A 20214-nucleotide genomic window follows, 5' to 3' on the forward strand; every position below is an offset into this window, starting at 1 on the left:
TGACAGGCATTCAGGTCTTAACGCTTGTGCGCCAGCCGAATTTTCCTGTCCCGACCGAGGTTATGCGTCACCATCATGACACGCAAATTCTAACTGTTCATGCAGGGCATGAGGGATATCGATGGCTATGGGACCCACTTTGGAAGCAAGCGACCAGCCTGCTCCTGGATACGTTTGACGAACCAGGCCAGCATGGGATCGCGCCGCCGATGGTTTGCCCACTGTGCGACGAATATCGTTTCCTTCGTCGGGAAAGGCGCAGGGATAACGTTCGGTGGCATGATCGATGCATAATATTGGAACAGCCATGCGCTGCCCGTGGCCACCAGGTCACTGCCGATCAGGATGGCCGGCAGTGTCGCCTGCGAGCTTGTCCGTACCCAGATTTTCCGGGCTTTCAGCATATGCTCACCTCGATCGTCACCAGCCAGAAGAGCCCTCACCCCGCCCTGCGGTGCGATATGCCGCGCGGCGCGATACTGCGCCTCGCTTATCTCCCGACTGGAGCCGAACTCGGGATGGCCACTCCAGACCATGCACGAGGCATGATCGTTCAAGATCGGCAGCGTCTCCAGCCGATCGACTGCCGCACCTTCGGAGAGCAACAGCAGATCGGCGCCTTGATCGAGTGCGCGTTGTGGGGCGTCCACGTCGAGGGGAATCATTCGGACCGACAAGGTGGGAGCGTCGGCGGACAGTCCGCGCAGAACAGGGCCCAGCAGCATCTGCTCGATGGCCTCCGGCGTCGCGATAGTGATCGTCTGTGTGGCGGTGAGGGGATCGAAATCGAGCGCGTAATTGAAGGTGCCCTCCACCTCCTGCATGACGCGCCGCACTTCGGTGCGCAACGCCATGCCCAGCGGGGTCAGATGCTGATCCCCGCCGGAATGTGTGACGAGGTCGTCGCTAAAATGGTCCCGCAGGCGCCGCAGGGCATGGCTCATCGCGGACTGGCTGAGCCGAACCCGACGCCCGGCTTCGGTCAGCGTCGGGGCGTGCAGGATCGCGTGGAGTGGATAGAGCAGATTCAGGTTGAGTCGATGCATCGGCCGTTCCACGGCAAGCGAGTGCATATCGCTCTTCGTCTCCTTCGATCCCTCGGAGCTCATTGAGGCACGCCTTTCTATATTCGGCCTGCCGGACCCGCTAGCGATCTGCCTAAGCGGATGCTGGACGACACCGTGGGCAACCAAGGGAATATGGACATGTGCCGGTTTTGCACCGGTCGCCTATCCTACTATGCCACCTTGGATTCAAACGCGAGTGGGCGGATCTCCCCTAACAAAGCGGACGTCACAGGTTGGCTGCGATAGACTGTGCCGTTTCGATCACCCGTTCAATCACGGATTCACGGTTGAGCAGCGCAAAGCGGCTGTCATCTCCTAGAACGCACAAGCTTGCGACCGCTTCACGTTCACCACGTGGCAGAATCGGCGCAGCTATTCCGGTCAAGCCTTCGGTCAGTTGGCCCGTGGTGATGCAGTAGCCATCCTTGCGTATCTTCTTGGCAGCCCGCGAAAATTCTTGCCAGGTCCAGCCATGGCACGGATTGTCCGGATCGCAGACGATCTTTTCTTTAAATAGCTTCTGCAGCTTCCGGCCGTTCTGATAGGAAACAAGCACTTTCGATTGCGCGCCCCAAAAGAGCGGCATTGGCTGGCCACGACCGAAATGAAACGCAAAAGTCTCGCTGGGCTCAACGATATGCGTGTTGATGATGCGATCATCGTAAAACATACTGGAGAACACAGCCAACCTTGTTTCTTCTGCAAGCTTGAGCATGAGGTCGCGCCCGGCGATCAGAATGGGATCATATTGCCGCATCATCCAGTCCAGCTCGATAATGCGTGGGCCTAGGCTGTAGCTGCCGCTTTCAACCCTCGTCAGCAGACCGGCGTCGCACAAATCCTTCACGTGCCTGTAAACCGTAGCCTTGGACATACCCGTCCGCTCGATGATGCTTTCCGTGCTCATCTGCAATGAATCGGGGCCAAAGAAATCCAGAAGCGCGAGAGTTTTGCTCAACGTACTCATACTGCTTCCAAACCCTTTCCTGATTCCGCTGTGCGCACACGATTGCGCAACCTTTACACCCATGCATCCGCTCTACAAGCGGTCGTTATCGTCGGCCAAGCATGTTGATTGCGGAAGAAAGCACTCACTCAGCACGCTTAATGGACATGGACCTGCCTAGTCGTTTCCTGACGTAAAGCGCGTTCCAAGAGTGAGATCACGACGCAGGTTTATCTGACACAGGTCGAATAAAATCATTATATAGTCATATAATGAGAATATATGATATTTTTTGGTTGTGCGGTTGCCTTCATTTGTGCATGTTCTGCCCTGTTCCGGGTTAAAGGGTGAACGCAGCGATCAGACCATCTGGAGATGTGCGACCCGTTGCCCGGAAGGGAAAACACAAGCTGCGGCGATCAAGGCTGAAAACGGGATTGGGCGAATGTCCTCCCGTCGCTCCGCCGAGCCTGATGAAGGGGACAGGATATGATTTTGCAAAATCGGTATTTCAAACTGCTGATGCTTGGATGTGCATCCACAGGGGCGATGAGCATGCATGCTCATGCTCAGACGAACAGCCATCAGTCATCGAGCGCGGATTCGCAGGGATCCATTAGTGAGATCGTGGTTACAGCGACCCGCAGGGAACAGACGCTCAGCAAAGTACCGCTTAGTGTTGTGGCGACAGATCAGGCGGCTCTGGACAAACAGGGGATACGAACCACCGACGATCTGATGCGTTTCACGCCCAGCATCACCTTCGGGCAAAGTTCGGGTTTTTACGGCACGGGCCAATCCAATATTTCGATCCGCGGTGTACAGTCGACATCGGGCATTCCTACGGTTGGCGTGTACGTCGACGATACGCCGATTCAGACTCGCACGGGTGTGAGCCCCAGCCTGACCAACGCTTATCCGATATTGTTTGATCTCGATCGTGTGGAGGTTCTTCGCGGTCCGCAAGGCACTCTGTTCGGGACCGCGTCACTCGGCGGCGCCGTACGCTTCATCACGCCCGATCCCGTCCTGAACGGCGCGAAGATCTACGGGCGCACAGAGGTTGCGACGACCTATCGGGGTGGCCTCAGCTATGAGGCTGGCGTGGCCGGAGGAGCCGCGCTCGTCGATGATACGCTAGGCTTTCGCGCCAGTGTCTATCATCGCCATGACGGCGGTTACATTGACCGCATCGGTCGTGTCAGCCGCGAGGTCGTGGAGAAAGACATCAACAGTTCGAACAGTTTTTCGGCCCGCTTCGCCCTGGGATGGAAGCCGACGGAAAACATCACGCTGACGCCATCGCTATTTTATCAGGAATTGAAGATAGACGACAGCTCTCTGGTCGATATCAATGCGTCCAACGCAGGGCGCAATGATTTCCGGAACGGGTTGTTCTCGCGCCCGGAATCACGCACCGACCGTTTCTGGTTACCGGCGTTCAAGGCAGTGGTCGAATTTGACGGATTCTCGGTTATTTCGAACACGTCGTACATCACCCGCAAGGCCCGCACGGCGAGCGACGACGATACTCTGAATCTGGCGATCTTTGCGGATTATTATGATCCCGCCCCCCCTCCGGGATTTGAAGAGAATTTTGCTTTCACCAACAACCGGACCAGCCAAAAGGGCTTTACGCAGGAAATTCGCCTGCAGAACACCGACGATGGCCCATTCAACTGGGTCGTAGGTGGGTTCTTCTCGCGATCGGTCGTGACGGACAATTTTGGCGGAGCGAACACCAGATTGCTGGATACGATCAATTACGCAGTTGTGCAGGGCGGAGGACCACCCTTCGGTTCCGTCACGGACATTTTCGGCGTCGAGCCATATAGAGGCCTTTTTGTCGTTTATCAGGACTCGCGCTATCTCGACATCCAGAAATCGGTTTTTGCGCAGGCTGACTATGAAATCGTGCCGCGTCTCACGGTGACCGCCGGGCTGCGCTATACAGATTCCACCTTTAATCTGGACAATTTCGTCGCTGGCCCACTTTATGCAAGCGACGGCATCGATGTCTCACTGAAGACCAAGAACAAGCCGCTGACACCGAAATTCGGCCTGTCGTTTCAGGCAGACCGTAATAATCTGTTTTATGCCAACGCCTCAAAAGGTGTCCGCGGTGGCGGCGTAGCCGAAGCGGCTGGCATTCGTTGCATAAACGACGGTATCGCCATTGGCTTCGATCCGATGGTTTTGCGAAGGATCAAACCTGACTCGCTCTGGACCTATGAAGTCGGCAGCAAGAACACGTGGGCGGGTGGTCGATTGAGCATCGACGCATCGGCTTATCACACCGACTGGAACAATCTCCAGAGCACGCTGACATTACCGGAATGCCAGGTGCATACCGTGTTCAACTTCGGCAGCGCAAAGATCGACGGCTTTGATCTGGCGGTCTCCGCGCGTCCGGTTGACGGTTTGACGCTCACGGCCTCAGCGTCTTACATCAACGCTCGATATACGTCACAGTTGAAGAATGCTGGTGGCGAGGTCATCCGCCGCAAGGGAGAACCGCTCGACGTTGCGCCCTGGTCGATGCATCTGAGCGGACAATACGAATTCCCCGTTGCTGGCAACGAGGGCTATCTGCGAGGTGACTTCACCTACTCTTCTCACGATGATACGCCGCTGGATGTGACGTCGCCGCTTGTCGACCCCGGTATTCCACGCACTCCGTCCTCGTCGCAGCTCGATCTGCGGGCCGGTGTGCGGTTCGACCAGATCGACGTCAGCCTGTTTGCCACCAATGTGCTGAACGCCCACCCGTTTCTGGGCCAGATTCACAGCACCCTGGCGGACCCGAACCTGCGGTCGGTGACCTTCCGTCCACGCACGATTGGCCTAACCGCCACCTTCCGCAGGTAAGCAAGGGTGTTCCCTGCCATCCCCTGATTCAGATACAATCGTCTGCCCGGAAAGCCAGCGCATGACGTCTGACCGGCGCGCCATCCTCAATCGGATGCGCGCGCCGGTTGGCTGGGCGGTGCCGTTGTTTCAGACGGCCTGCAACAAGCGACCGTTGCAGGAACTACGATCGTCAGTTCAGATGATGAATGCCGGTACAGCCGGGTGCCGGGGAACGCCAAGTTCGGCAAACCCGGTTGTATTGGCTTCGGACGCTGGGTGCCATAGCAGAAACCGCATGGATGCCGGACGTCGCTCCTGGGTCCAATCGTTATGGTTCCCGAATAGCTCCGAAGTAGATTGCGCCGGATAGCAAGTCCATCTGGCTCATGGGATCGGACATCAGGGTATCCGCGAATTCGGACTAGGCAATACAAAAATGCAGCGCGCTGTGGCTAAAGCGATAACCCGTGTCGATCTGACACGCTAGGTTAGCCTCATTCAGTCTGGTGTGCAGACTTCATCGCTCTGACTGATCTCTCGAGCCCTCTGATCGTTCGACCACCGCCCGAGAACTAGACCCGAAGTGGATACGCCCTGAGCGGCGAGGAGCGCGAACGGCATGTCCTAAATTTAATAGTTGCCGCCGTTTGCAGCTTGGCTTGCCCATATGCGAGAATTGCGCCGGGCAAGCCAAATTACGGGGCGCAAACACGCGTCACGGTACAGGCAAAAGACACGACCTGACCCTGTTACCACGCATTCAAAGTCGTTCCATTGGGCAATGTGATGGTCTTCAACATGCCGCCAGGCTTACCGTCACGCAACGGGTAGTAGACCAAGTTGACCTTATCGCCGGCCTTGAGCGTATTGAATTTCCATCCCGCCTTGCTCATCAGATTGACGCTATTGCATTCCATCACATATTTGGTGCCGTTGAATTCGACGACCACAAAGGAATGCGGATTGGTCCAGTGAAACCGTGCGACGGTAGCCCCCTTGATTGGCAGAAGTTTCGTCTGGTCGAACATGGCAAAAGAATGGTGTGCTATCGCCGGAGATGCCAGCGCAGTCAGGCCGGATATGATGGCAATAAGCACTCTTCTTTCAGTCGTCATAGTCTCACTCCGATAAGTACTGTTTTATCCTTGCCGCATTGGACGTGCGAGGCAGCCCAACCCTGTCATTTCAGCGCCTAGCCCCCTGCCGCTCTACTTTGCGCAGGCCGGCCCAGTAGGCCGCAACATTGCTGACCTCATATAAAAATATCAAAATTCTCGTATAATGATCTTTACGTAGCATTTTTTGTCATGTAAAGAAATTTTTGTGGCCAAGGTCGCAATATAGATTGCATTCCGATGACAAGATGATCGCTCAAACGAGGCGTCTAGATCAAATGGATACGAAGTGAGGATGGGATGAATCTTGAATTAAAAGGCCGCGTCGCGATCGTAACCGGCGGAAGTAGCGGCATCGGAAAGGAAGTTGCCCGAGTCTTGTCGCAAGAGGGGTGCACGGTTGCCATATGCGCTCGCCGCATGGCCAATTTGGAGGAAGTTGCACGCGAAATTAGCAGCGAGACAGGTGGAGACGTCCTGCCGCTCTTTTGCGACACCGGAGATATGGCCGCCGTGTCTGCCATGGTGGATGCCACCATATCCCGATTTGGCCGCGTCGACATTCTGGTGAATTCCGCTGCCGCGCCCTCGGGTGTCGTGCGCAATGACATAGAGCATGCTGGAGATCAGGAGTTACTCGCCGATCTCGATACCAAGGTGGTCGGCTATTTCCGTTGCGCCAAAGCAGTGGCGCCCCACATGCGACGGGCAGGATTCGGGCGCATTATCAACATTGGCGGTCTGACCGGGCGAGCCAGCAAGGTCATTTCAGGCATGCGCAATCTGGCCGTCGCCCATCTTACCAAGACCCTGTCTGACCAGCTTGGTCCAGATGGGATCACGGTCAATCTCATTCACCCCGGTGTCGTCGAAACGCCCCATATCCATGAGCTATACGAACGCGAGGCCGTGAAGCAGGGCAAGACCGCGGCGGCTGTGGAACAGGGCTATATCGATGTAACTCCCATACGCCGCATTCTTCAGGCGGAGGAAATGGGATGGCTTATCGCCTTTCTGTCGTCACCCAAATCAGGAGCGATCACGGGCGAATCGATTGGCATTGACGGTGGTTTGAGCCGGGGAATCTTCCTGTGAAAGATATTCTGCACGAACCGGGAAGTCTTTGCACAATGCCACCGATTCCCTCACGTCATCTCCTAGGATTTAAGCAATCATGAAGCCCAAGGTTCTGTGCACGCATTTGTCGTTGTTCGTTTCCAACCTTGAAGCGTCCGCGCGTTGGTATGCCGATGTTCTGGGTATGCGAGAAAGCGCGCGTAGCGAAAGCTGGATCATGATGTCGTTCGATGACCGGCTTCACGACATCGGCCTGATCCAGGCGACCGAAGGCGCTCACCAGGGCGGCCTTGGACTGCAGCATTACGGACTGGAGGTCGAAGGGGATATCGATACGCTGAAGGCCTTGCACGACATGCTCGTCGACAAGGGTGTCGAAGTGGTTCGGATAACCGATCACGAAATCGGGAATGGCGTGTATTTCAATGATCCCGACGGCAATCGGCTTGAGTTCTTCCTGCAGACGGAGCTTGATCCAATGTTGGCCCAAGAACGCTTCACGGCTACCAACGCGCCTAGCCGCGACATTGAATTCAAGCAATTGTCATAATGTACCGTTGATTGATGCGGGGGGGAATTAAGGTTAAATCGTTTGATCGGGCGATGCAGCTTTATAGGCAATGCGTGAGTCAACGCCACAAGTGACCGGCGATTTACCCTGCCCCATTCTCCTACCGAATGAGGCATCGGCACTGTGGCCTAAGGCGGAGACATTGACGTTGTGATCATTGCAGCACGCAATTCCCTACCCCATCCCGGCTGGACCGATAGGGTCTGCCGCGCATCGCGACCATGTGGAACATATATTGCCTTGTGCACTCAGATGCTCGGCTCTTCAGCCCCCTCCTTCACCACTCTGAAACAACGGATCAAACCTTCTGTCCGCGCACCATCGGCCTGACCGCCGCCGAACATCGATGCACTTTCCCGTAGTATCAACAGCCGCAGTTTGCGCTGCAACGTCTTCAGGTGGTAAGCCCAGATCACGCCATCTGCGGGCTTCGTTCCTTTAAGCCCAGGAGTTTTCTTGCTTCGGCTCCGCTGACCAAGGGACGCCCAACGGCCCTTGCCATTTCGATTGCGGCTTCGACAAGTTCGCTGATGCGAGCCCCTGGTCTCCATTGTCCCAGCCGCGATCTGTTAAGACGGTCGGGGCTTCGAGCGTCTTCGCATTTTTACCCGCAAGGCCCTGAAAGCTCAGACCTTGCCCGCCTGCCGCTGCCGCAAACGGTCTTCCTTGTCATGACAGAAGTTTGGCGAGGGTCCGACACCAAGGATTCAGCTAGTGACTGCATCTCGTGGAGACCAGCCGGGCACTTATTAAGGTGGAGTTACGCTGCGCTTCTTCCGTAAAGCACTGGCCTGCGGCAATATATAGCCAACCGGAGTATTGCATGTCTAGCGGGTAGGCGCCTCCAGTAAGTACGCGCGTTTAATGCGCCGACGATAGCGAACGCGATAAAGATCGACGACCCTAAATACATTTCAATACAGAAAAATAATAACACATCATATCATAGCAATGGAGCTACAAATGGCGAGGCTGATTGGAACAAACTTAAACAATACTTTAAAGGGCACTTCTCAGGTCGACTACATTTTAGGATTGATGGGAAACGATCAAATATGGGCCGGTGCTGGCGATGATTTCATCGAAGGGAATGACGGAAATGATATTCTTCATGGTGAAGCTGGACTGGATTTTTTGAAAGGCGGCAACGGCGACGACAAAATCTGGGGAGAAGATGGCAATGATTTGCTGGACGGTGGGTCCGGCAATGACTTTTTATCCGGCGGAACAGGGAACAATATTGTGTCGGGGGGTGATGGCGCAGACCGAATAGAAGCGCTCGACGGACACGACCAGATACTCGGCGATGCTGGAAACGACACCATCTATGCGGGTGGAGGCAGAGACTATATCGACGGTGGGACCGGAGACGACATCATCTACGCCGGAGCCGGAAACGACGGTTTTTTCAATGAAATAAATCCCGCTACGGGGAAATTGACTACCCAGGCCGTGGGCGGCGGAGCGGGCAACGACTGGATTTATGGTGAGGACGGCAATGATCTGCTGAAAGGACAATCCGGCAACGATCACGTTTATGGCGGCAACGGCAACGACAACGTAGATGGCGGCGACGGCGACAACTATCTGAGCGGCGGCATCGGAGATGATATCCTGGTATCCGAATGGGGCGTTGATACGCTTTATGGCGGAGACGGCCGCGACAATCTCCAGGCCGGATCGGGCAATGATTTCCTTGATGGCGGCAACGATGTTGACTTCATGAGCGGGGAAGATGGCAATGACATCCTGTTCGCCGGCAATGGCGACGACCTGCTATATGGCGGCGCTGGCGCGGACGATCTGCACGGTGACGGCGGGTTCGACAGAATCTTCGGCGAGCAAGGTGCGGACCGGCTGTGGGGTGGCGCTGGCGCGGACTGGTTCGTGTTCAAGGGTGCCGGAGCACTCGACGGCGGCGACCGCATCCAGGATTTCCAGGATGGATCCGACCGCATCGTGCTCGAAAAGCTGGGAGTAACGAAGTTTGCGGCAGGGGGCGGTCTGGGCACGGTGTCCGCATATGCCGCAGCATCCGGCGACATCATTTTGAATGTCGTCTCCTCCGCTGGAGCTGAATTCAGCGTAACCGTCGACAATGAAAACGGCGTTCTGCAGCCCCAGCATTTCTCTGCCGCCGACTTCATTTTTGTATGAGATGCAAACCGAAGGAGCCGCGCATAACCTGAAGCGGTACCGATGTACGGAGAGATCGACTGCGAACTACTCGCATCTATCCTATGCGATCAGGAAATAGTCAGCAGTCAGGATAGGCTTGGTACTCAAAAAGGCGATCTGCACCATGGCAGCGCTGCCCGATCCGTCCGCATCGTAGAACAGCCCGCCAGTCACGCTGTTATAGATGATCTTCTGATCGACAGTCTGGGCCGCCGCGCCAGCATAGAAGGCCGACGCCGGCAAGGCACCTACAGGCAGGGATCCGAGCGCGGTAAAGACTGACCGCGAAAAGACGAACATGTCTTCGCTCAGGTTAAAATCCTTCACGGTGTCGCGATCCGCCGACACCGTCAGGGAATCGAAAATGAACTGGTCTGCTCCGGCGCCCCCGATCAGTTCGTCAAGGCCGGCCGCTCCGATCAAAAGGTCATTGCCATCTCCGCCCTGCAGGAAGTCGGCACCTTCCTGACCAAACAGTATGTCGTCACCCGCCAGCCCGACTATCAGGTCACCGCCCAGACCACCATAGAAAGTGTTGTTTCCTGAGTTGCCGGTGATTGTGTTGGCAAAATCATTGCCAACCACGTTGATGTTGCTCGTCCCGGTTTGCGTGAGCTTTTCCAGATTGGCTTCCATCGTGAAATCGACGGACGTGAAGGCTGTGTCTGTGCCTTCGCCATAGGCCTCGATGATCTTGTCGCCGAGATTGTCGATGTAAAAAATGTCGTTGCCTGTTCCGCCATAGAGCGTGTCCGCTCCGCCCGCGCCATTGAGGGTATCCGCGCCTGAGCCGCCGTAAATCACATCGGCACTGGCATTGCCCGTCAATATGTCATTGCCGCCCAGCCCGTTGATCGTCCAAAAATCGTTCGTCGATGCGGTGAAACTGTTGGCCCCATTATCGCCCGTATAGCTTTTGGGTTCGGGCAGATTGTTGACCGCGATCGAGAAGATCAGATCGATGGATGCCCCACCGGCATCGGTCGCGCGCCCCGCGATTTGATGCGACGTTGCCGCCTCGTAGTTGAGCAGCGTACCATTGGCGACGTAGACTTGGCCTGTGACCGCATCAACGCTGAAGCGGCCTCCCGCCGTATTGGTCAGGCTATACGTCAGAACGTCGCCATTATCGATGTCGGTGGCGGTTAGCCTGCCTATCGACGTACCGTTAGCGGCATTTTCATCTACCGCAGCGCCAGAGAGGGTCAGCGACGTGGGCGCATCGTTCACGCCCGCAACCGTCAAGGTGACGATAGTGCTGGACTGGACAGCGGCCTGATCAGCTACCGTATATTGGAAACTGTCGGTCACGCTCTGGCCAGCCGCCAGTGACTGATAGGCGGATCCCGGCGCGTAGGTAATCGTCCCATTGGCCAATGACAGCGCAATGCCGTTGGCTGTCGTGGCAGGCAGTGGTTGCAAAGTCAGGATATCGCTTGGATCGACGTCCACATCATTGCCTAATATCGCATTGACTGAGAAGGATGATCCGTCTTCGGACACGGTCACGCTGTCGGCAATGGCGGTCGGCGCATCATTGACACCCACGACATTCACAGTGACGCGTCCGGTCGCACTTATCCCTGCGCTGTCGGTGACGAAATAGGTGAATAGCGCCGTGCCGCTGAAATTGGCGTAAGGCGTAAATACGACATTGCCGTCCACATCCAGGCTGACCTGCCCGCCGGACACAGCCGTTACACCGGTCAAAGTCAAGGGCAAGCCATCCCTGTCAATGTCGTTTGCGAGCAGGTTGGTGGCCAATATTATCGTGCTTCGATCTTCCTGCCCGCTGACGGTATCCGCCGTGGCGATGAGCGGCGGTGGACCGCCCTGCGCCCCGAGCGGGTCGAACATCTTATATTTGACCCCAGTCCCTAGGTTGTCGCCACCCTGCCCGCTATAATCGGTCCAGATCGCGGCAAATCCGCCATCCTGTCCACCGGCGATGATGGGATCGACTTGCGCACCCAAGGACTGCGTATTGACGATGAATTCACCACCGATGCGATCCCCGTTGCCATCAAATATCTGGGCCTTGATCCCGGACGTACCCGACTCCGAAGCGACACCACTATAGTCGGCCCAACTGACGACGATATTGCCGTCCGAAAGCAGGGTCAGTGTGGGCGCTAGTTGTCCGTTCAGGGTCGTGGAATTGACCAGCTTTTCGCCACCCATCTTGGTCCCGCTGGCGTCGAATATCTGCAGCTTGATTCCGTAATAGCTGGCGTCACCGCCGCGGGCGCTCGCATCGGCCCAGGTAATCGCAAAACCACCCGTCGAGAGGCCTATGATTGCCTGTTGCTGCTGGTTGCTGTTGGTTTCGGTGTTGACGAGGAATTCGCTGCCGACCTTCGCGCCGGAACTGCTGAATATCTGTGCCTTGACCGCATCCTTGCTGACATCACCGCCCTGAAGACTGGTATCGTGCCAACTGATCACGAAGCCGCCGCCAATCAAACCGGCGGCCACCGGGGCATCCTGCGTGTTCGCCGTGATGCTGTTAACGAGGAACTCTCCACCAACCTTGCCCCCCGACGCATCGAATATCTGCGCCTTGACGCTGGTCGCGCTGGCATCGCCACCGGTCATGCTGGAATCGGTCCAACTAATGACGAATCCCCCGGTCGCGAGCGTAGCTACAGAGGGAGCCCGCTGCGCATTGGCGGTCGACTGGTTCACCAGTATTTCGATCCCGACAGCAGCGCCGAATGCGTCGAAAATCTGCGCCTTGATGCTGGATATGGATGCGTCGCCACCGGTCAGACTGGAATCGACCCAGCTCACGACAAATCCTCCCGTGGGTAGCGCGGAAACGACAGGGTTGTCCTGGCTGTTCAATATTGCGCTGTTCACGAGGAATTCCGTGCCGATCTTCACGCCATTGGCGTCGACTATCTGCCCCTTGATGCCATAGCTGCTATTGTCGGTGCCCGATGTGCTGCCATCGCTCCACACCAGGATGTAGCGACCATCGGACAGCGCCGTCAGCGCTGCCTGCTGCTGGCCGCCCGCGATGCTTGTGTTGGCCAACTGCTCGATACCGCCGGCATAGCGCTTTTCATTCACTTCGTCGGATATCGACAGGTTGACGACCTTATCGAAGCTGTTGCCGAAGGTATCCGTCGCCCTGATAGTTACTGTTTCCGAAGTATCTGTTTCATAATCCAGCAACAGACTGTCGCGCACGACCAGCTTGTCACCCAGGATCGCGAAGGCGCCACCACTCGAATCATCCATGATCTGATAACTGTAGACCGCATTGACGGCGCCATTGGCGACCAGGCTTGCCACGGTGGTGTTGTCAACCGCTGTTTCGGATATCAAGGTATCGGACACGAGCAGGTCGGATATGCCCGTATTGGTCGGCATCAATATCCGTGCCTTGATCGAACCGTCGGTGTCTCCGTTCTGACCGCTATAATCGGTCCAACTCACCACCAGCGCCCCGGACGCCAATGCCGTGATCGTCGGCATTTCCTGATTGCCGGTCGTGATCCCGTTAACCTGGAATTCGCCGCCCAGCTTGTGGCCAAATTCGTCGAAAATCTGCGTCTTTATGCCAAAGCCAGATGAATCAACGGAAAGGTTGCTGTTGTCGCGCCAGGTAACCGCAAAACCGCCATCCTTGGTCGCTGTCACTGCAGGCTGATCCTGCGAATTGAAGGTCGTGCTGTTGACCAGAAATTCGCCGCCTACAGCCGCGCCCGATGCGTTGTAGATTTGGGCCTTGATACCTGACGAGCTGCTGTCCCCCTGCCCGCTCAGGTCGCGCCAGACCACCACGAACCCGCCATTATCAAGGGCCGTGACAACGACTTGGTCCTGCGATGACAGCGTGGCCGTATTGACCAGAAACTCTCCGCCGATCTTGCCGCCAGATGCTGAGAATAGCTGCGCCTTAATGGCGGGCGCTGTGCTGTCCCCGCCCACACCGCTTTGATCGACCCAAGTAGCGAAAAATCCGCCCGATTGCAGCCCCGTCAACGCAGGAAACTGCTGACTGCCCGTGATCGTGCTGTTGACCAGAAATTCGCCGCCCATCTTAACGCCCGACGCGTCATATATTTGCGCGCGAACGCCTGTGCCTTTGGCGTCCGGCGCGGTGGCGCTTGCATCGACCCACGAAATGACAAACCCGCCTGATGCAAGGCTGGTCGTCACCGGCGTCGATTGGCCCATCTGGGTCGTCGTATTGACGAGAAATTCACCGCCGACCGGCAGACCGTTGGCGCCATAAATCTGCGCCTTGACGGAAGTCTTGTCGGCATCACCGCCCGAACCACTATTGTCCGTCCAGGTTACGACGAACCCACCCGATCCGAGCGCAGTGACAGAGGATTGCTCCTGAGCGTTGAGGAGGGAACTGTTGACCTGAAACTCGGCACCAACCGGGAGCCCATTTGCGCCGTAAATCTGAGCGCGAACACCCGTACCGCTGCCGTCGCCTGTCGCATCGGTCCAGGTGAGGACGAAACCGCCAGAAGCAAGGGCCGTGATCGCGACATCGGTCTGTACGCCGCTCACACGGCTGTTGACCAGAAATTCGCTCATTGACCAAGCATAGGATCCCGACGCCATATCTGCCTTTCCCCCTCATGATTTGGACGGCATCGGTAAAAACCGAAAATGCTGCCGCCCGACATTAAGGCAGGCGGGTCATGGGTAGAATAGACCATTCGGGATAGCGTCGCTTCATCGGGGGGATGACGCTTCTACACCTTTCGATTTCTCCGCTGGCGCGCGCTGGCGCCATCCCGCCAGTGTAACGGAATCGATCGTGTCTCCGCCCGCGATGCCCGTACACATGATTTGATAGGTGGTTGGTCTGTCCGCCTCTACCATGAGGCTGCCGCTGGCCGGGACGGACTTGCCTTCCAATTTGCAATGCCGAATATGATCTCCCGACCAAACCAGCCGCATTCTCGTCGGGTGGTTGGCCCCGACAGGTTGAGCAACCATCCGTATATCCGGCGAGGGTGGCGCTTGCTTAATATCGAAGCCACAACTGGGGTCCGGATCTGATTTCGACCGGTTGGGCAGCGATTCCATGTCGCCGGCAAGTTCGCCGAGATAGACTTCCAGAAAGGTATGACCATCAGGGCCGACGCGGTTACGATCCGCGGCGTCGGTAGGCGAAAGCCCATGCGCACGCTCCCAATCATCAGCCATGCCGTCATTGTCGCGATCGGGGGGAGCAACGCCGCCGGACAGGTCTGGCCACCCCCCCACGTCTGCAGGGTCGTCTATCACCCGGCCTTTGCACTGCTGCATATCGGCCATCACCCGCTGGTCGACGGAATCCCGTTGCGGCTTGATGGATCCTGCACTTGCCAGAACATCGCGATAGGCTTGCGCCGGTCCCGTGATCGCTCCCTCCTGTAACGACAGGCTGCCTAACGGCGACGTGTGCACATATTTCCAGTCATGCGGCTCGAGCACCAGTCGCTGGTCACCTATGTTCGTCGGACGATGCACGTCGATGTTATCGCGAAGATAAATGCCGAAATCGGCAGGAAAATCCCGAAAATAATCGGCAAGATACAGGCGGGTCGTCTTGTCAGACGATGGCCCGACGATTGCCACATTGCCAACGAGATTGACGTTCAGGGCGCCGAAGCGGGTGTAAAACTCGGCATTATAGAGCGCCGAATTATAGATGACGTTGTTGATCATGTCGAACTGGCCGCGCATGTTAACCAGCGGGTTTCGGCGGACATTTCCCGCGATCAGATTGTGATGAAAGCTGACATTTTGGGCGCCATAGCCGAAATAGGCGCCTCGGCTGTGCGGCCCGCGATTGGCCTTGTTCAGGCCCTCCGACAAGATCGACCACTGGATTGTGATGTTGCGGGTCTCGCCGCATCGAAACGGCTTGTGGCCCGACCCAACGATGTTGATACCTTCGTCGGTAGGCCAGGATGTCGATACATGGTCCAGGATCACGTCATGAGCGCCACCGCTGATCTGAACAGTATCGACATTATCAGAAGGACGGGCCGATGATCCAGGCCGGACCCGGATATGACGCACGATCACGTCATGTGCCTGGATCAAGAGGGGCGAGTTTAGCGATTGATCCACCCGCAGGGCGATGCCGCCAGGTGAGGTCTGGCCGGCAATAGTCAAATAAGGGTGCATGACCCGTATCCAGTCGGTTAGGGCGATCGTACCACTGACCCTAAAGATGCACGTGCGCGGTCCGGCAGCCTCCGCACATTCCCGCAGGGACCCTGGTCCCGAATCTTCCAGCGTGGACACCAGATAGACCCTGCCGCCCCTGCCGCCCCTCGCGAAGCGGCCAAATCCTTCAGCGGTTGCGAACGCCTTCTGCGTGGGCTTTTGGCTCTCCGCCCCATCGCAATTTATCGGGTTGAACGGCGTTACCGATTGGGTATCGATCTGTGGTTCCGTGCGGCCGAGCCACATCGCTGTGCCGGCTAGGAGAGATACCAGGGCCAGCATCGACCAATGCCTCCTACGTCTTGACGGGGTGGCGCGTATTGGATCGAACATAGGTGATCATCCCTGCCCTCTCGCCAATCTTCTCGCCATTTGGCGGTAGCGCCAATTAGCCAGCGCTCTGAGGTACCCCCCTCCGGCGTGCATCGCTATTGCCAGGGCCAGCAGCACCGGCACAGCCCACAAACGCGCATACATGTGAGGGCTGGCTGCCGAAAATACGAGAAAGCTCATCAATACCGTCAAACCCAGCGCACCACTCAATCGGTCACGATAGAAAGCCGCGAGAACAATCGCTAGGGCGGCTGCCATCATTGCAAGCCATCCAAGCAATGCGACGAACCCTCCCTCAACCCACAGCAGCAGGTACATGTTATGGACGGGTGCTCTTTCTTGGCTAACGACGCGATCCTGATCGACGCCCACACCCAGCCACATATGATCACCCACGCGCTGCCAGGCATCTTCGATCAGATGCATCCTTCCCTCATACGTCCCGGCCTGCGCCAAGCTACCGCTCTCCAGAGCGGTCGCAACGCGCTTTTGAAACACGGCGGGCAGGCCCCTGCCCGAAACTTCCAGGACCAAGACTATGGCGGAACTTGCAAGCAACATCATCATTGCTGCAGCACGCAACCGCCTGTCACCGACGATCACGAACAATATGATGGTCAGGCAGGTTGTGCCGAATGCGGTGACCGAAGCAGTCAAGATCAACGCGAAGATCAACAAAGCAAGCGCGATGGCGGCCTGCCAGTGTCCGATACCGCCGCGGCCATGCAGATAGAAGACAAAGGGCAGCGCCATTGCGATCGTTGCGCCGTTCCAGTTGGCATCGGTAGCGAAGGCCCCTAATCGGTTGCTGCCGGAGATAAAATCGAATCCCAACAACGTCCGCGCCTGCATGAAAGAGCCGCTGAACGTGAAATAGACAAGGATTCCGATCAATTCCATGGCCACTACGCCAAGTAGGAAAAAGCGCGCCAGCCTGTGAGTATTGAAACTATCATGCCCTGAAATGAGGAAGGGCAGCACCGCCCACGCCATGCTATATTGTACCGCGACGATGGGCCAACGCGTGGGATCGCCACTGAACAGGGAACTTGCCAGCAATCCGCCCAGCATCAGGATGAAACCGCCATACCAGAGCGGAGACACGACGCTGAAGGGTTCACGCGGCACTTGGCGGCGCATCAGCATAGTGAGCCCGCCTAATATCAGGCAGATGTCGCTTAACGTGAACATCACGTCGACGGACGGACGCCAAGAGAGATAGGCGGCAAAAACAATACCCAATATTAGGGTCGTCGGGATGCGCACGACGCTTTCGGCAGCATATGACGAGGGTGTCGCCATCGTCATGACGCTGCCGTTTCACGCAGGGAAGGCTCCGCGCCACGCCGTCGATAAATGCGTTGACGGAAGAAGCGTTGATAGGGCCAAAGTTCCAGGCTGATATGAATCACATGCGTTAGCGGCATCGTGAGAAGGACCACTATGCAGGTAAACAGCGCGATCGAAGCCGCGACATCACTGGTGAACAAGCCATACCGATCAAATGCCCAGCGCGCGAGAAAATAGGTGTAGGGATGGACGAGGTAGAGGCTGTAGCTCACCGTTCCGAGATACCGCATGAGGCGATTATCGAGCGCGCGGGCGGTAAGGCTGCCCGGCATCACGGCGAAAAAGAAATAAAAGCCTGTGGACAGCATAATCGGGATGACCGCTGGATGACGGAAATCCTGCCAGCGATACTCGAAATGACCCTGGCTCGCGAACAGGAGCATCAGCAGCAGGAAAGCAATCTCCAAAAACCGTGGGCTGATGCGCGGAGCCCATTCTGATCGGCTCGCTAGACGGATACCCACGCCCATCAGGAAATAAACGGCGATCGGAAAGACGACCAGAAACAAGGTAGCGATCAGCACCATGACGATAGCAGCGGCCATGTTGCGCTTGTGAACTACGAAATATACTATGCCATACACCAATATATAGAACATGACTTCATAGGTCAGGCTCCACGCATTGGGCGTTAGCTGCTCCGTCCCCGTGAAGAGATTAATGAATAGCAGACCGGCCACTACCGTTTCGACAGAGTTTATCTTCGGATAAGCGTTGGTCCCAGCATTGAGTGCTATGAATATAAGGGAGAGTGCGAAGAAGAGCGGGTACAGGCGAAAAAAGCGCCGCAATGCAAATTCCCGCGGAAGGTAACGTAGGGTACTTGGAAAGATGACAAATCCACTGATAACGAAAAACAGTTCGACGCCGAATGTACCGAGATACCAAGGTGCTTTTATACCCTCCACATAGGCCGGTACATCCGCATAGATATGCTTTGCTGTCCCTCCCAATATGTGTGCCAATAGAACCATAACCGCAGCAAGGCCGCGCAGTCCATGAGCGGCAACATTGAAATCGCTGACTTTTTTCGATCCGTTTACAGAGGATGGCGCAGGCTTCATGCGATCCGCCTCGATGCATGCAGGCAAATCGTCCATCAACTGTCTAGTGGATCGGTGACTTTGCATGGTTTGGCTGGGCTCTCTTGAAGACGGATGCTCAAGGGGCAAGTCCGCTGGTGGAAGAGGGTTCTGAACGAAGCAACTTCCTCATCTTCGCTTTTTGGAAATGGCGGTAGGCGGCATATAATATGTCTCCGTCGCTCTGGCTCGGCGACCATTTCATCGCGGTAGCCGTACCCGTGGTGTCCAGCACATAATCGGCATCCGCGATCGCGAATTGCTCGGGATAGAGCAAAGTCATGCCCGCTCTGTCCATGCCGGCCAAAACCGCCTGGACCAGCCGCGCAGGTGTGGGGACTAGTATGGATCGCGAACCGGATTGCTCGATCAACCCCTGAAGTAGCGATTTGACGGTGGGCGGCGTCGACGATCCAAGGTTAAAGGCACCGCACGGAAAATCCTGCTTCGCGGCGTGTAGCGCAGCACTTACACAGTCATCGACCGCGATCATTTGGTAACGGTTGCAGCCCGACCCGATCATGGGGACGGGCAAGCCGTGCTGGATCAGCATGAATAGTTTAGTGAGGATTCCAAGCCGCCCCGCGCCGGCAATCAAGCGCGGACGGAAAATGGTGGCGGACAGGCCCCAGTTGCAAACCGCATTATTGATCCATTGCTCCGCGGCTAGTTTGCTGTGTCCATAAGGACCGATCGGACGCTGGCAGTGGGTGTCCGGCACGGGCGATTGCGTCGGCCGGCCATACGTCATGTCGGTAGAAAAGAAGATCAGCCGGGTTGCACCGCCTTGCCGCATGCAGTCCAGGATGTTGCGTGTGCCTTGGGTATTGACCTCCGCAAACCACTCTTCCCGGTCGTGACGCGGTACGGCACCATGAAATTGCCGCGCGGCCAGATGATATACCCTGTCTTCCGAACCCAGCGCCAATCGCGCGATATCGGCCATGTTGCGCACATCCCCATGTACAAACAGTACGCCCGGGCAAGTCGGCTGGACAGTGTCGAAGATAACTACATCTTCTCCCTGCGCGCGCAGGGCTGTCGCCAAGCGCTGCCCTACAAAGCCGGCACCACCGGTTATGATGTGCCGGCTTTTCATGCCGTCCGCCCTATGACGAAAACGCCCGCGCAGATCAGTGCGATCCCGGACGCACGTTCCAGTCCAACCTGCTCGCCCAGCCAAAAAACGCCGATCACTGCAGCCAGAATATATCCCATGGATAGCATCGGATATGCGACACTGACTTCCAGGCGGCCCAATACCGCGAGCCACAGGCCTATGCTCAGGGCGTAGCAGGCCATGCCCGCCCAGAGCCAGACATTCGTGCCCAGCGCCCACGCCAATGCAAGTGAATGCTGGACCGGCGGCAATATTCCCACGGTCATCGCCTTGCGCAACACAATCTGCGCGAAGGCGTTGAAGGTTACGCTCGTCGCGACCAGTGCAAATGTCGCCATG

Annotated in this window: 13 protein-coding genes; 4 read left to right on the top strand and 9 right to left on the bottom strand. The window is 56.7% G+C overall.

The window, feature by feature from the left end; all coding sequences use genetic code 11:
- Nucleotides 1-125: 125 nt before the first annotated feature.
- Both QMG56_RS19180 and QMG56_RS19185 read right to left on the bottom strand, forming a co-directional pair.
- On the bottom strand, nt 126-1109 hold the full coding sequence (locus QMG56_RS19180; protein WP_281824152.1) for a LysR family transcriptional regulator: 984 nt from the start codon (nt 1107-1109) through the stop codon (nt 126-128).
- Between the two features lie 184 nt (nt 1110-1293).
- Nucleotides 1294-2025: an IclR family transcriptional regulator gene (locus QMG56_RS19185; RefSeq protein WP_281824154.1), complete on the bottom strand. Its 732-nt coding sequence runs from the start codon at nt 2023-2025 to the stop codon at nt 1294-1296.
- A gap of 615 nt (nt 2026-2640) precedes the next feature.
- Here QMG56_RS19185 and QMG56_RS19190 point away from each other — a divergent pair.
- Nucleotides 2641-4881 (top strand): TonB-dependent receptor, encoded by a 2241-nt coding sequence (locus QMG56_RS19190; protein WP_281824156.1) that lies wholly within the window; start codon nt 2641-2643, stop codon nt 4879-4881.
- 731 nt (nt 4882-5612) lie between these two features.
- On the opposite strand, the gene QMG56_RS19195 is transcribed toward QMG56_RS19190, so the two are convergent.
- On the bottom strand, nt 5613-5978 hold the full coding sequence (locus QMG56_RS19195; RefSeq protein WP_281824158.1) for a DUF6152 family protein: 366 nt from the start codon (nt 5976-5978) through the stop codon (nt 5613-5615).
- Between the two features lie 300 nt (nt 5979-6278).
- On the opposite strand from QMG56_RS19195, the gene QMG56_RS19200 reads away from it, so the two are divergent.
- The 3 genes from QMG56_RS19200 to QMG56_RS19210 all read left to right on the top strand — a co-directional run bounded on the left by QMG56_RS19200 (nt 6279) and on the right by QMG56_RS19210 (nt 9783).
- Entirely contained in the window at nt 6279-7073 is a 795-nt protein-coding gene (locus tag QMG56_RS19200; protein ID WP_281824160.1) for an SDR family NAD(P)-dependent oxidoreductase, read from the top strand.
- A 79-nt stretch (nt 7074-7152) separates the two neighbouring features.
- Entirely contained in the window at nt 7153-7605 is a 453-nt protein-coding gene (locus tag QMG56_RS19205) for a VOC family protein (RefSeq protein WP_230187760.1), read from the top strand.
- Nucleotides 7606-8589: 984 nt separating this feature from the next.
- On the top strand, nt 8590-9783 hold the full coding sequence (locus QMG56_RS19210) for a calcium-binding protein (RefSeq protein WP_281824163.1): 1194 nt from the start codon (nt 8590-8592) through the stop codon (nt 9781-9783).
- Nucleotides 9784-9864: 81 nt separating this feature from the next.
- Here the strand turns inward: QMG56_RS19210 and QMG56_RS19215 are convergent, their stop codons facing one another.
- The 6 genes from QMG56_RS19215 to QMG56_RS19240 all read right to left on the bottom strand — a co-directional run bounded on the left by QMG56_RS19215 (nt 9865) and on the right by QMG56_RS19240 (nt 20213).
- Nucleotides 9865-14361, bottom strand: a complete 4497-nt coding sequence (locus QMG56_RS19215; protein ID WP_281824165.1) for an S-layer family protein — start codon at nt 14359-14361, stop codon at nt 9865-9867.
- Nucleotides 14362-14502: 141 nt separating this feature from the next.
- A complete protein-coding gene (locus QMG56_RS19220; protein ID WP_281824166.1) occupies nt 14503-16272 on the bottom strand; it encodes a hypothetical protein in 1770 nt (589 codons plus the stop codon).
- Nucleotides 16273-16329: 57 nt separating this feature from the next.
- Complete coding sequence (locus QMG56_RS19225; protein ID WP_281824168.1) at nt 16330-17394, bottom strand: O-antigen ligase; 1065 nt, start codon at nt 17392-17394, stop codon at nt 16330-16332.
- A 233-nt stretch (nt 17395-17627) separates the two neighbouring features.
- The gene (locus QMG56_RS19230; RefSeq protein ID WP_281824170.1) at nt 17628-18737 is read right to left on the bottom strand and encodes an acyltransferase; all 1110 of its coding nucleotides are present in this window, start codon (nt 18735-18737) and stop codon (nt 17628-17630) included.
- Between the two features lie 97 nt (nt 18738-18834).
- The gene (locus tag QMG56_RS19235; RefSeq protein WP_281824172.1) at nt 18835-19854 is read right to left on the bottom strand and encodes an NAD(P)-dependent oxidoreductase; all 1020 of its coding nucleotides are present in this window, start codon (nt 19852-19854) and stop codon (nt 18835-18837) included.
- The gene (locus QMG56_RS19240; protein ID WP_281824175.1) at nt 19851-20213 is read right to left on the bottom strand and encodes an EamA family transporter; all 363 of its coding nucleotides are present in this window, start codon (nt 20211-20213) and stop codon (nt 19851-19853) included. The genes QMG56_RS19235 and QMG56_RS19240 overlap by 4 nt, the downstream gene beginning before the upstream one ends.
- Nucleotide 20214: the final 1 nt, after the last annotated feature.

Source organism: Sphingobium sp. BS19 (assembly GCF_027925545.1).
Lineage (GTDB): Bacteria > Pseudomonadota > Alphaproteobacteria > Sphingomonadales > Sphingomonadaceae > Sphingobium.

Coding starts and splice junctions, on each gene's coding strand:
- QMG56_RS19225 (WP_281824168.1), bottom strand. CDS start 17,394: ATGCTGGGCGGATTGCTGGCAAGTTCCCTGTTCAGTGGCGATCCCACG.
- QMG56_RS19210 (WP_281824163.1), top strand. CDS start 8,590: ATGGCGAGGCTGATTGGAACAAACTTAAACAATACTTTAAAGGGCACT.
- QMG56_RS19235 (WP_281824172.1), bottom strand. CDS start 19,854: ATGAAAAGCCGGCACATCATAACCGGTGGTGCCGGCTTTGTAGGGCAG.
- QMG56_RS19220 (WP_281824166.1), bottom strand. CDS start 16,272: ATGCTGGCCCTGGTATCTCTCCTAGCCGGCACAGCGATGTGGCTCGGC.
- QMG56_RS19195 (WP_281824158.1), bottom strand. CDS start 5,978: ATGACGACTGAAAGAAGAGTGCTTATTGCCATCATATCCGGCCTGACT.
- QMG56_RS19205 (WP_230187760.1), top strand. CDS start 7,153: ATGAAGCCCAAGGTTCTGTGCACGCATTTGTCGTTGTTCGTTTCCAAC.
- QMG56_RS19215 (WP_281824165.1), bottom strand. CDS start 14,361: ATGAGCGAATTTCTGGTCAACAGCCGTGTGAGCGGCGTACAGACCGAT.
- QMG56_RS19240 (WP_281824175.1), bottom strand. CDS start 20,213: ATGGCGACATTTGCACTGGTCGCGACGAGCGTAACCTTCAACGCCTTC.
- QMG56_RS19230 (WP_281824170.1), bottom strand. CDS start 18,737: ATGAAGCCTGCGCCATCCTCTGTAAACGGATCGAAAAAAGTCAGCGAT.
- QMG56_RS19200 (WP_281824160.1), top strand. CDS start 6,279: ATGAATCTTGAATTAAAAGGCCGCGTCGCGATCGTAACCGGCGGAAGT.
- QMG56_RS19180 (WP_281824152.1), bottom strand. CDS start 1,109: ATGAGCTCCGAGGGATCGAAGGAGACGAAGAGCGATATGCACTCGCTT.